Genomic DNA, 11,463 nt, shown 5'->3' on the forward strand with positions numbered 1-11,463 from the left:
CTAACGACTGCACCCCGATGACCCCGACTGCGCCATAATTGAGGCCATGGCCTCTTCTGCTCTTCTCGACATCGTCACCGGATTCGGTGCCAGGGATGAACGGATCGTCCACGTGCGCGATATTCCACAGCGCTTCGAACATGAGTCGGCCTGGCCGGACTGGATCGACGAGGAACTCAAACATGCCTGCCACGCCATCGGCGTGGATCAGCTGTGGGATCACCAGCTCGAAGCCGCACAGGCCGCGCGCGAGGGCTCCGACGTCGTCATCGCCACTCCGACCGCCTCGGGGAAGTCCCTGGGATTCTGGTTGCCGGTCCTCGAATCCATTCAGAGCACCCGAGCGAAGCTGCGCACCTCCTCGGCGATCTACATCGCGCCGACCAAGGCTTTGGCGGCAGACCAGTTGGCGAATCTGGAGAAGCTCATCGTCCAAGGCATGCGCCCGGCCACCTATGACGGGGATACTTCGCAGGAGTCGAAGGACTGGGCCAGGCGGCATGCGAACATCATCTTCACCAATCCGGACATGCTTCATCGCGGGATCCTGCCGCAGCACGAACGCTTCTCCCGGCTCTTCAAATCGCTGCGCTACATCGTCATCGACGAAGCTCATCGCTACCGCGGAGTCTTCGGATCCCACGTCGCACTGATCCTGCGCCGCCTGCTGCGCATCGCCGCCCACTATGGGGCTCATCCCGTGGTCATCGGGGCCTCCGCGACGATGGCGAACCCCGATCAGGCGTTCTCCAAACTCACGGGGAGAGACGTCCACGCGGTGAGCCAAGATTCCTCTCCTCGCGCTTCGGGCAGCTTCGCACTGTGGGAGCCTCCGGTCTCCCCTGGAGGCGAGCGCCGCAGCGGTTTGGTCGAAGCCGCTGACATCCTCACCGACGCTATGTGCGCCGGGTACCGGTCGATCGCATTCATCGCCTCCCGCCGGGGCACCGAGGCTCTGGCATCAACGGTCCGAGACCAGGTGGGCCAGGTCGATGACTCACTGAAGGACAAGGTTGCGGCCTATCGCGGGGGCTACCTCGCCGAGGAGCGCAGGCTGCTCGAGTCCGCACTGCGCTCAGGTCGACTGTTGGCGGTGGCGTCGACGAATGCACTGGAGCTCGGGATCGACATCTCCGGCCTCGACCTCGTCATCATCTCCGGGTGGCCAGGAACCCTGGCATCGCTGTGGCAGCAGGCTGGTCGGGCCGGGCGTGCGGGACAGCGGTGGATGGCGGTATTCATCGCCCGTGACGACCCGTTGGACACCTATGTCGTCAACCATCCCGAGGTCATCTTCGATGCTCCCGTCGATGCTGGAGTCATCCATCCCGGCAATCCGCACGTGCTGGGCGGGCACCTGTGCGCCGCGGCCGCGGAAGTTCCGTTGCAGGAATCGGATCTTGTCCACTTCCCCGATAACTCCGCCGAGGTGCTCGCTGACTTGGTCGAACGCAAGCTTCTGCGGGCCCGGCCCACCGGGTGGTTCTGGGCGAAGGACTCGTCCGCGGCGGACATGTCCGATATCCGTGGCAGTGGGGGCGGTCAGTTCCGTCTCGTCGAGGCCAGCACCGGTGCGCTGCTGGGAACCGTTGACGAGTCCGGGGCCTTCACCGGCGCTCACCCTGGGGCGGTCTATACGCATCAGGGCGCGGACTTCACTGTCCTTGAGCTTGATCTCGAGGATCATGTTGCGCTCGTCGAGCGGACCGACGTCGACTACACGACGCAGGCCAGGTCGCAGACCGAGATCGACATTGTCGACACCGATCAGCAGCGGACTCTGCCTTCTGGGGTGACTGTGTGCAGCGGAACCGTCGACGTCAAGGACCATGTCATCGCCTACCGGATGCGAGCCAAGCGCGGTGGTGCGATCATCGCCGAGCACGAACTCGATCTGCCCGAACGCACCCTGCAGACGAAGGCTGTGTGGTGGACGATTCCGCAGACGCTGCTGGACGAGGCTGAGATCATCCACGCCGATCTGCCCGGTGCCGTTCACGCGGCCGAGCATGCCTCGATCGGTCTCCTGCCGCTGTTCGCTGGTTGTGACCGGTGGGACATCGGCGGAGTCTCCACCGCATTGCACGCTGATACCGGCATGGCCACCGTCTTCGTCTACGACGGCCTGGCCGGTGGGGCTGGATTCGCCGAGCGCGGATATGAGGTCATCGAGGGGTGGCTGTCAGCGACCCGTGATGCGATCGCCGCATGCGAATGTGTCGACGGCTGTCCCTCGTGCGTGCAGTCACCGAAGTGCGGCAACGGCAATGAACCCCTGGAGAAGGATGCGGCCCTGCGACTGCTGAGAGCAGTCCTGGGCTGAGGCTCTCCCTCGGAGCTGACGGCCCGTTCTACTTCCCGGCCACGGCCTTCTCCTTCACTTTCGGCAGCGGTCCTGGGATCTCAACCTCGACCTGAACATAGGCGCTCTGTTCTGACATTGATGCTCGGCAGTCGCTCACGACTGCACCATTGCGCCGAGCGACCTGCTTGGCGATGTCGCAGGGTTCGCCCGTGGCAAGTCCGCGAACCGCGTCGGCTGCCGCGAGCACCGCAAGGTCGGCCGCACTCTGCGCGGTGCTGTGGGCGGCGAAAGCTTGGCTGAGCCCGCCGATGGCGGTGACGAGGACCAGGATCATTGAACACAGGCCGACAACGATATTCGTCACGACAGGGCTCCTGCTGCAGGCAGGCTCTGAGCCTCACTGGTGGAGGAGCGGTCTCCCTCTGTTCGCGCCGTTGCAGCCGCCTCGACCTCGTTGAGGAAGATGATCGCTGCGGGAAGTTCGATGGTCACGGTCACCGTCGAGTATCCGCCCTCGGAGCGCACCAACACCTCGGAGGCTTGCCCGGCGTGCTTCTTGGCTTCGGTGACGACCGCTGCCTGTGGTTCCCCGCGGGCGATCTCCCTGGCCGCAGATCTGGCTGCGTCGAAGGCTCTCAGCTGTGAGAAGCCGACGGCGGCTGCCCCTGCAAGCACGACGATGAGAAGCACGATGGCGGGCATGACAACGGCGAACTCTGCGGTGGCCGTTCCCGCGTCCCGGTGCCGCTTCGATCGTCGCGGTTCACAGGAGCATCCGGTCGTCATGTCAGGCTCCGAGGCCGAGGGCCGTCTGGATCACGCCGGTGACGAGTTCCTTGATCGGTTCCGACTTCAAGATGACGACCAACAGTGCGGCGAACCCGCAGGCGGCCGCTGTGGTGGCGTAATGGCATACTTGAGAAATGACTACTGAACCCGCTCGTCGCGCCGTCCCACGCGTCGCCATCTATGCACGACAGAGTGTCGAGGAGGACCAAGGCATCGCGCAGCAGATCGCCGACTGTGAGGAAGAGGTCAGGCGACGCGGCTGGCTGGTCGCCGGCGAGCCCTACCCTGACAACGACGTCAGCGGCAGCACTGCGCGCGGATCGAAGACGAACTGGGCGAAGATGCTCAAGGCATACGACGCCGGCGAGTTCGACACCCTCATGGTCACGGAGGTCGACCGCCTCACCCGGAGCCTCACCGACGTGCTCGACATCCGCCCTCCGCGCCGTGACATCCGCGTCGTCACTGTGCGCGGCGGCATCGACACCGAGCACGACGACTACATGCTCAAGCAGCTGGTGCTCCTCGCCGAGCGTGAGGTCAAAATCAAGGCGCAGCGTGCCCAGCGCTATGCCCGCGAACGCCGAGCCGTCGGTCATCCGTCTCCCGGCAAGGCGCCGCACGGTTACACGTGGGTAGCCGCTGCCAGCCGCGACAAGGCCGGGACGAGGTACGTCATCGACACAGACGAGGCGAAAGACGTGAGAAAGATCTTTAAGGAGTTCTTGTCGGGCGCTCCGCTCGGTCAGATCGCCCGAGACCTCAACACTGCTGGTCGGAGTACGCGCAAGGGCGCACGCTGGCACACATCGACGGTCCGGCGTATCCTGATGAACCCGCTCTACGCGGCGCTCTTGCCGCCGTCCCAGGGAAGCCAGCCGCACGACCTCGCCGCCATCGACCTCGCTGCTTGTACCCCCGGCGCTTGGAAGGAGCTCATACAGCGCGATCTCCTCGTCGCTGCTCGTGACAAGCTCATCGGTGTCAAGCCCAACCACCAAGGTAACTCGCGGAAATGGCTGCTCTCCGGCCTGGCCGTCTGCTCCGTGTGTCGCGAACCGGTCCGCTCAGCGCGAGGCAAGACGCACCCAACGCCTCGGAAGGATGGCACCGGCACCGCTCCTAGTCAGCGGTATCACACCTACCGCTGCGTGAACGGGCACATCATGCGCCGGGGCGAGATCATCGACGAGTTCGCCTCGGAGGCGTGCATCGCTCGCTTGTCCGAGCCCGACACTCTCGACCTCCTTGCGCCGAAGCCGGATGTCGTGGACGTGCGCGTGCTCAACTCCCAGCGCATCGCCCTGGGAAAGCGGCGCAAGACCGTGCTCAAGCAGATCTCCTCCGGCCGGGCGACCGAAGAAGAGGCGGAGGAGGCGCTGGATGATCTCGCCGATGAGCTGCGGGTCGTGGACACAGAGATCGCCCGCGCCGTCGCCAGCGACCCTCTCGCCGAGCTGGTTGGGGTCGAGGACGCTCGCGCGTGGTGGTTCGACGAGGAGCGGACGCTCGCCCGTCGCCGCACTGTAGTGGAGGCACTCATGACCGTGGTCATCCATCCCGTCGGGTCAGGGCGACGCATCACCACCTTCGAGGCTGCTGGGGAGACCGTGGAGATCGACTGGAAGCGGTCCGCCACCTGAACAGTGGGCTACCGCTTGCCCTCGAACGGGTCCACGACGCTATGAACGCCGTGGGTCGGACATGCGAAAGCGATTCTGATGCCTTGCCCTTCTCCGGCATCGAACGGCTCCGGTGGACAATCTCGACCACAGTCTGCACATGTGCGGTAGCCAGTGGACTCGTCCCAAATGGTGATCTCCAGATCATCCGGGACTTCAACATCTTCGGGGTCACCACTCATGACGCGGACCTCATGAGTTCGGCATACTTTCCCGAGCCGTTCAGCGCGGAATAGAGCGTCTGGCGTGAAACGCCCATGTCGCAGGCCACCTTCGCCTTCGGCACGCCCTCTGAGATCCGCTGACGGGCATCCGCGATCTGCTCCGGGTCGAGCTTAGGTACGCGGTCGTATGTGCCCTTCTTCTTGGCCAGGGCGATTCCCTCGGCCTGCCTCTCCCTGATGGTGGCCCTCTCCAGCTGGGCGACGGCCGCGAGGATGGTCAGCATGAACTCGCCCTGTGGTGTGCCTGTGTTTAACGCAGGGTTGTCGACGAACTCCACGGCGACGCCCTTGGCCTGGAGCTGCTCGACGAGGTCGAGGAGATCCCGGGTTGACCGTGCCAGCCGGTCCGGAGACTTCACCCGCACGGTGTCGCCGTCACGGGCATAGGCGATCATCTCTTTGAGCTGCTCACGATCATCGACGTTCTTGCCCGAGACTTTCTCGGAGAACAGTCGGTCGACGACTCCGATCGCCTCGATCTGTCGCGCTGGGTTCTGGTCGGCCGCGCTCACGCGAACGTATCCGACGATCTGTCCCTTGTGTCCACTCATGTCTAGACCCTCCTGCGTATATGTCTAACTTTACCCGACGCCCACCCTGTTAGACAGTCCTAGGCAACTATTCATGAGCGTCCATCTGGGTACACGCAAATGGACAATGTTGAATATGGTGAGTCTCGTATGTGATCGAAACGGGTCATCGACGGCTAGCCACGGTTCGTCCTATCCGCCAACGAGAAGGTGGCCAGGGCCGGGGGTCTGGCTCCGATTGAGGCTCAAGCGGAAAACATAGTCAAGGGCGACCGCTGCTCAATATTAATCGCGTGCGGCGGTGCGGATCGTGCGCATAGTCGAGGCGATTCCCTACGACAAGCCTTCCTTCGGATAAGTATCCACAAGCCAAGCCTCCATCTGGTCGGCGACCTCGTCGCTGATGAGCCCCCGAAGGGGACCTTTCAGAAGTGGCCATATGCAGTACTTGATGATGCTGGGATGGCGGTCTGGATCGGGGCAAGTAATCGCAGCAATGACGCGCAGATGTAGCATCACACCCTCCTCAATGGGTGCCATCGCGGATCCTCTTGCGGCCTCTAGCAACTTCAGAATAACCTGATGCAAGAAGTCTCTTTCTCCATCTTGTAGCCTGAACGAATCATCTCGGTTACGCTTGCGGCGCTTCTTTCCCCGGCCTTTAGGCTTTTCAACTGTGCGAGGGTATGGCGCGGGTAAGCCATCCTTCGGATTCTGTACAGACAACTCGATAAGATCGACGATGATCCCCGCCAGTTTACTATTTGTCTTGTTCGCGAAGTTGTCCAGCGTCGCATAGGCCTGACATATCGCGGCCAAAACTACACAGAAGAAGTGGTCTGCTCTGTCTTTTTTGCTCCCCCGGGGGCCACCCGAGCGAAGATGTCCTTCCATATCCGACAGAACTTTGTCAGCAATGGTCTCCGACAGTTGTTGCACTGTAGCGAGCTCTGTATCGGAGAGATCTACCGAAGCAACACTCTCCTTGCTGCCGCTGTCAATCGCAATTTTATGCTCAATTAGTCCGATGATGAATTCGTTGACCATACGAGCGCCCGCTCGATCGCTTGTGTCCCCAGCTGGATAGGCGCTTGGCTCGTTCTCGTTTGGCTCGGTCTCGCTGTCACCATCGGTCGGTAAACCGTTCCCATGTGAGGGTCTTTTCCACCGGTGTTCCAGCGCCTTCTTGCGCGACTCATAGCGCCGTTTCTTGACTTCCGCAGCGTCATGCGAGCACACGGCCTCCGCCACTACCCCTTGAGTCTTCACTGTTCCGTGCAACGTGTTTCCGCAAGGACAGACGCACGTTGTACCGCTTGCGCCACCGCATCCCGAATGGTGCGACATCGTCAATCAGTCCTTCCTGAATTACGACGCGATATTTCCCTGAGTGTAACAAGGAGAGTGATTTCCACCACGTCGATGTTGATCTTGCTCGTACCTTCTTATGAGCTAACAGCTATCGGCCCGTCTTGCGGAACTTGGGCAGCCATAGATACGGCAAAACTGAGCCACGTCGTTCTGCCCGCGGGCATAAAGCATTTCTACGTCCTCCCTGCCCATGAGCCTGAAAGAGAGCATCAAATGACGCTATTCTTCAACCATGGGCAGAGGCAGAGTCGACTTTGACCGAGGACTGGCACGCTTGTCTGCATACGCCAGAGAGTATGGCCACGCGAACCCCAAGGCACATGAAGAGTGGCTCACCTGGAGAGTCGGACTTTGGGTTTCCAGCCTCCGAGAGAAATATCGTAAGGGCAAGCTGACGGGTGAGAAAGTCGCAGCAGCAGAAGCCATAGGAGTGCGATTCGTCCCGCCTTATCGCGATCCCAAACCCAAACCCCCGACTCGTGCTGAATGCAGGGAAAGTGACCTCCTCCGAAGACTCGAATGGTTGGAGGAATACTTTCAAGAAAACGGTCACATCAACATTCCACAGCTTCGCGGCATCAGCACATGGCCCAATGCAGGTCGTTGGGTCGCACGGCTTCGATCGCAGTATCGGAAAGGGAAGCTACCGCAGACGGTCGTCGATAGAGCGGAAAGTATGAAAATTGTGTGGAACCCGGGCGCGGGCCGCCGCTCCTACTGATAAGCGTGGCCACCAAATTGCGACATGTTTAGAAATATGATCAATCTAGGACATGGGTCTTCCAACCGTCCCGCAGCAATCTGAGAGGGGAACTGTTATTGTGCTAGCGTTCTCCGTCGCCCCGTCCGGAACCGGCTGTGAAGATGGGCCAGTACACGATGCTGTCGCTGCTGCCGCCAATGTTGTACGTGACTCAGGCTCGCCCAACACGACGTCGAGCCTGTTTGCCGAGACTGAAGGCGCCCGGGACGAGGGCGTCGGCATGGTGAAGCGTGCCACAGAGGCCGTCGAGCCGTTCAGTTCCCGCATCTCGCTCGTCAGCAAAGTCGACGTCCGTCCCGGATGCGGGGGCGAGCCGGTGGCGAAGGTCGAACGGTTCGAACACAAGATCGAAGTCAGGAGAGGGTAAATGTCGGGGCTGGACATCGCGTCGTTTGTAATTGACTGTGTCGGCTTGGTCTTAGCGATCATCGCGCTGGTTGTCGCGTACGCGGCTTGGTCGGCGGAATTCAAGAACCGCCGTTGGCACCAGGCACACGAACGACTCCTCAAATGGAACGAGGAGGTACTCGTGACTACCGAGAAAACACTCGCTCACCCGAATGCGTTAGACGAGGTGAGAAGTCGTCCAGTTTTCGACGCCCGACTCCGGATTTACGCTCGTCAGCAGTCCTCTCGTGATGTCGAGACTGTGTTCCTGAATCCGGTCTATCGCACGCCGGGCGCGAATAGTTATCAGAGCGGCGTTTTGAAGGACATTGGGCGGCACATGTCTGTGGTTGCTATGCAATGGCCATACGCTAATGGTTACGAAGTTCAGGTGGATAGAGTCGGTGCGCCACTGCTCAATAGTGACCATGAAGTACGGTTAAAGCTGGGCCACCTACGGGAGCGATGTGGGGTCTTCGACCGTTTCACGCGACAGCATCCCGAGCCGATGAGACTACGTATTGCGTGGAAGATGCTCTCCTCCTGGAAGGAAGTTCGCGAATATCGAAATAGGAATCGCACCGATACTTCCAAAGTCCGTGAGGCGTCGTATGACCTTTGGCTTGGCTAGCTGGCGCAGCTTACTCCAATAGCCTTTTGACCTAGGTTGTTAAATAAAAGGCCGCGGCAGCGAAGAGCGCCGCAGGACTCGTCGATCTAGCGTCCGCTACCTAAAAAAGTGATTCCAGTTTTCAGCGTCTGTCCTCGAACCGGTCGACGACAGTGTGCACCCCATGCGTCGGGCATGCGAAGGTCACCCGGACGCCTTGGTCCTTCGGGAACGATTCCGGCTCGCAGTCCGCTCCACACTCGGCGCAGGTTCGGTACTCCTCGTCTTCGGACTCGAACACGACTCAAGCCTCTGCCTTCGCCAGACGTTCGTGCTCGGAGATCACACCGTGCACGGCTCCCACTGAGACGCCGGTGGCTGCTGCGATCTCACGGATGGACTCACCCTTCTCCCGACGGGCGAGGACCACCGTGCGCTTGTCGTCGTCGATCACCCGCGGACGCCCCCCGACCTTGCCGCGCTTCCTGGCGGCCTCCAGTCCATTCCGCGTCTTGCGGACGATGTCGCGGCGACGGTCCTCAGCCAGCGCCAGCGCTAGGTCGAGGATCAGCGACCGCTCAGTATGCTCGCCGGCTGCGATGCCCTCCAACACCTTGACCGCGATGCCGCGTTCGAACAGATCGGTCAAGACGATGAGCCCCTCCAGGAGGTTGCGGCCGAGCCGGTCGACCTCCTGCACAGTCAGCATGTCTCCGCCCCGCATGTACACGATCGCCTCGCGGAGCCCAGGTCGGGCGTCGACGTCGAGCTTGCCGCTGACCTTCTCCTCGAACACCTTGACGCACAGCGGGTCGAGGGCATCATGCTGCCGAGACGTCTCCTGCTTCTTCGTGCTCACCCGCACCAGGCCGACCAGTGCCATGACGCCCTCCCGTTCAACATACGTGTTCAGTAACTCACTTCAAGGCTATCAGTTAGTGAACGGGTTTGTGAACAGATTGGAGCGGCAGATCCTCCTTTCGGCGGCCAACCGTTCAGTGTTCGACATACGACCGTTTGATGAACGATCAGCGGCGACTATTGCGTGGATTCTTGTTCTCTCAATCGACGCCGTCAAAGTCTTCGAGGTTTTCCCTTTCAGAATCTTCCTGTTCGTTGGTGAAACCATCCCAGAGCAGATTGACGACGAGACAGAGAGAGAGCGCAATGTATGCTAGAGATGCTGGCCCGATGCTACTTAAGCCCACCGCGATCCAGTCGACCCACCCAGCATGATCCTTCATCTCAATCAGTGCTACGCAGAGTAAACTTGCCGAGCCGAGTACCGAAACATGGATGCACATCAGGATTAACGCCCCAGCCTCGTTTAACGCCCTCACACGCACTTGGTCCACTGAACGACCGCGCTCTAGTATGCGTTCACGCCATCCGGCAACTTGTGAAAACCCGGCGAGTAGGGCGCCAACCAGTAAAGCGGCAGCGGCAAGCCAAATTTCTGGTTCATCAATAGCGACTCGGGCGCAAATAAGAAGAACGGCCACTGCAACTGGGAGACCGAATAGAACCAAGAAGGCGACCACATCAAACTTTTCGTCGCCAGTTTGAGATCGCCGTCGTAGTCCGGCAAAAACCCCGGCTATAACGCGACCGGGGTTGAATCGGTTAAGCATCGGATCACCTCGTCCGGGTCAATAATTTCTAGTTCAATACCTTCTTGGCGAGCAACCCTTGAGGCCCGGTCACAGACGCGAGCATAGTAGGAATGGATACTAGGGGGAAGATCTGATAGCGGGTAAGTGAAAGCGTCTCGCAGCGTGTCCACCGCGATAGTCGTCGTCGCGTCTGATTCTTTACCATGCAGTGCGATAGATGTTGATTGGTAACGATCCTCTTCCCCGTCTCCGAACAAGTCTCGCTCTTCGAGTAGGCTTGCGACCTCTGATACCGCCTGCTTTTGCGTCGTGTTCTCTTGGGATCGTCGCCTAGTCACCCAAGATCTGCCTGCCTGTCGACCGACGTCAATGATATTTTGGTCACGAAGCTTGATGGTCAGGACTCGATCGACATAATCATTGTGGCCGGTGGCATCAAGACGTTTGCTTTTAAATGTTACCGAGGCCCTGTCTGCGCCGGTTAGCAATTCATCTAAATACTCGTTGTCAGACGCCTGGTGTTCGTCAAACAATAGTCGCTTAAATGCCTTCTTTTTGGGGATCTTCTCGCCCGCTTTGCGTGCTTCATTGCGATTTGCCGCCTCCTCATCTTCACGCTCAGAACGGATCAGCTTGCTCTCGTCTCGGATCATCGCTAGAAGCCGTGCGTGTGGATCACGTCGGTAATTTGTTTGCGTGACCAACAGAAACCGAGAGTCTTTACCCTTTGGGAAAACGAAGGTGACCTGATGGGATGCCTCGGCGGACCAGCCTTCAAGATCCCGGGTCGTGGCTCTGGGCTTGGTCGCGGATGCGTGACTACCTTCCTCACCGGTCGCAATCTGAGCGTGAATGAGGCTGGGGCTAACTACTTGAGAAGAGGTGAGCGTGGCAGTCTTTAAAGGCTTTGTCACGTTTCCGTTTTGATCTGGGCGTGCCTCAAACCGCTGGGTTCCCTTGTTCTCAAGTCGCTCCAGCAAGAGTGAGATTTCTTTTGCAATACCGCCTCCGCTCTCCGCATTGTAGGGTTCCCGATCCTTTATGCGGTTGGGATACGCCTCGACGATGAAGACGCGAAATCCGTATGATCGTGCCATGGTGTTGAGTCACCGTTCCTTCAACTTTGCTACAGTGCGATTTAGTTTATTTGAAGCACTCCGGTGCTGACGGCCAAGCTTCGGTAAGTTCT

The 11,463-nt window shown here is 60.0% G+C and carries 13 protein-coding genes; 5 read left to right on the forward strand and 8 right to left on the reverse strand.

What is annotated here, in order from left to right:
- Nucleotides 1-46 precede the first annotated feature (46 nt).
- Nucleotides 47-2,323 (forward strand): DEAD/DEAH box helicase, encoded by a 2,277-nt coding sequence (sftH, locus tag BAUR9175_RS14850; protein WP_096160251.1) that lies wholly within the window; start codon nucleotides 47-49, stop codon nucleotides 2,321-2,323.
- Nucleotides 2,324-2,351: 28 nt separating this feature from the next.
- Here sftH and BAUR9175_RS14855 read toward each other — a convergent pair whose 3' ends face one another.
- From BAUR9175_RS14855 to BAUR9175_RS14865, 3 genes are read right to left on the reverse strand one after another with little or no spacing between them, the layout of a single operon-like run.
- Nucleotides 2,352-2,669 carry an Rv3654c family TadE-like protein gene (locus BAUR9175_RS14855; RefSeq protein WP_009883361.1) on the reverse strand — a complete coding sequence of 106 codons (318 nt, stop codon included), beginning with the start codon at nucleotides 2,667-2,669 and terminating at the stop codon, nucleotides 2,352-2,354.
- The gene (locus tag BAUR9175_RS14860) at nucleotides 2,666-3,091 is read right to left on the reverse strand and encodes a TadE family protein (protein WP_009883360.1); all 426 of its coding nucleotides are present in this window, start codon (nucleotides 3,089-3,091) and stop codon (nucleotides 2,666-2,668) included. The genes BAUR9175_RS14855 and BAUR9175_RS14860 overlap by 4 nt, the downstream gene beginning before the upstream one ends.
- Before the next feature lies 1 nt (nucleotide 3,092).
- Entirely contained in the window at nucleotides 3,093-3,272 is a 180-nt protein-coding gene (locus BAUR9175_RS14865; RefSeq protein WP_101584285.1) for a DUF4244 domain-containing protein, read from the reverse strand.
- Between BAUR9175_RS14865 and BAUR9175_RS14870 the strand changes: the two genes are divergently transcribed.
- On the forward strand, nucleotides 3,229-4,737 hold the full coding sequence (locus tag BAUR9175_RS14870) for a recombinase family protein (protein WP_101584236.1): 1,509 nt from the start codon (nucleotides 3,229-3,231) through the stop codon (nucleotides 4,735-4,737). The two genes, BAUR9175_RS14865 and BAUR9175_RS14870, sit on opposite strands and share 44 nt — an antisense overlap.
- A gap of 217 nt (nucleotides 4,738-4,954) precedes the next feature.
- Here BAUR9175_RS14870 and BAUR9175_RS14875 read toward each other — a convergent pair whose 3' ends face one another.
- Entirely contained in the window at nucleotides 4,955-5,551 is a 597-nt protein-coding gene (locus tag BAUR9175_RS14875) for a recombinase family protein (RefSeq protein WP_101584238.1), read from the reverse strand.
- Between the two features lie 312 nt (nucleotides 5,552-5,863).
- Nucleotides 5,864-6,781 carry a hypothetical protein gene (locus BAUR9175_RS14880; protein ID WP_141322621.1) on the reverse strand — a complete coding sequence of 306 codons (918 nt, stop codon included), beginning with the start codon at nucleotides 6,779-6,781 and terminating at the stop codon, nucleotides 5,864-5,866.
- Nucleotides 6,782-7,133: 352 nt separating this feature from the next.
- Between BAUR9175_RS14880 and BAUR9175_RS19955 the strand changes: the two genes are divergently transcribed.
- From BAUR9175_RS19955 to BAUR9175_RS14895, 3 genes are read left to right on the forward strand one after another with little or no spacing between them, the layout of a single operon-like run.
- Nucleotides 7,134-7,622, forward strand: coding sequence for a helicase associated domain-containing protein (locus BAUR9175_RS19955; RefSeq protein WP_101584241.1), 489 nt, complete (start codon nucleotides 7,134-7,136; stop codon nucleotides 7,620-7,622).
- A gap of 52 nt (nucleotides 7,623-7,674) precedes the next feature.
- Nucleotides 7,675-8,031: a thiamine-binding protein gene (locus tag BAUR9175_RS14890; RefSeq protein ID WP_307722852.1), complete on the forward strand. Its 357-nt coding sequence runs from the start codon at nucleotides 7,675-7,677 to the stop codon at nucleotides 8,029-8,031.
- Nucleotides 8,032-8,682 carry a hypothetical protein gene (locus BAUR9175_RS14895; RefSeq protein WP_101584246.1) on the forward strand — a complete coding sequence of 217 codons (651 nt, stop codon included), beginning with the start codon at nucleotides 8,032-8,034 and terminating at the stop codon, nucleotides 8,680-8,682.
- Between the two features lie 283 nt (nucleotides 8,683-8,965).
- Here BAUR9175_RS14895 and BAUR9175_RS14900 read toward each other — a convergent pair whose 3' ends face one another.
- The 3 genes from BAUR9175_RS14900 to BAUR9175_RS14910 all read right to left on the reverse strand — a co-directional run bounded on the left by BAUR9175_RS14900 (nucleotide 8,966) and on the right by BAUR9175_RS14910 (nucleotide 11,371).
- Nucleotides 8,966-9,544 carry a recombinase family protein gene (locus BAUR9175_RS14900; RefSeq protein ID WP_101584248.1) on the reverse strand — a complete coding sequence of 193 codons (579 nt, stop codon included), beginning with the start codon at nucleotides 9,542-9,544 and terminating at the stop codon, nucleotides 8,966-8,968.
- Between the two features lie 178 nt (nucleotides 9,545-9,722).
- On the reverse strand, nucleotides 9,723-10,292 hold the full coding sequence (locus tag BAUR9175_RS19195) for a hypothetical protein (protein WP_141322622.1): 570 nt from the start codon (nucleotides 10,290-10,292) through the stop codon (nucleotides 9,723-9,725).
- Entirely contained in the window at nucleotides 10,259-11,371 is a 1,113-nt protein-coding gene (locus BAUR9175_RS14910; protein WP_101584251.1) for a hypothetical protein, read from the reverse strand. The genes BAUR9175_RS19195 and BAUR9175_RS14910 overlap by 34 nt, the downstream gene beginning before the upstream one ends.
- Between the last annotated feature and the right edge of the window lie 92 nt (nucleotides 11,372-11,463).

The organism is Brevibacterium aurantiacum (genome assembly GCF_900169065.1).
GTDB lineage: Bacteria > Actinomycetota > Actinomycetes > Actinomycetales > Brevibacteriaceae > Brevibacterium > Brevibacterium aurantiacum.